The 386-nt window shown below is 41.5% G+C and carries 2 protein-coding genes; both read left to right on the top strand.

Annotated features, from left to right (window positions below):
• Window positions 1-246 (top strand): DMT family transporter (locus tag AC1DUA_RS40915; protein ID WP_477505051.1); only part of this gene is annotated, 246 nt, incomplete at its 5' end.
• Window positions 246-386 (top strand): SMR family transporter (locus tag AC1DUA_RS40910; RefSeq protein ID WP_477505052.1); only part of this gene is annotated, 141 nt, incomplete at its 3' end. The genes AC1DUA_RS40915 and AC1DUA_RS40910, both read left to right, overlap by 1 nt.

Genomic DNA, 386 nt, shown 5'->3' with positions numbered 1-386 from the left:
TGCACGATTGTTGCGATGTATATCTCTTTTCATCTAGTTATTAGCGCGTCTACGAAACTTCCAGTGGGTACAGTCTATGCCGTTTTCACAGGGATGGGGACAGCAGGCACGGTATTAGTCGAAATGCTTTTGTTTGGAGAACCGTTCAGGCTTCTCAAAGTATTCCTTATTATTCTGCTATTATCCGGTGTATTCGGACTGAAATTTGTTACGAAAGAGAATAATACGAAAGGAGCTGCCGTGTAATGGGTTGGATTTATCTAATGTTTGCCGGTGTGTTCGAAGTCGTAGGCGTCGTGGGCATGAACCAAATTAATAAAGCGAAAAATATTCGTTCGTTTAGCATTTTCATCGTTGGTATTGTTATGAGTTTCACGCTTCTAAGC

The organism is Paenibacillus sp. 01T422, from assembly GCF_056398785.1.
This window is presented reverse-complemented; position numbering and strand designations above follow the sequence as displayed.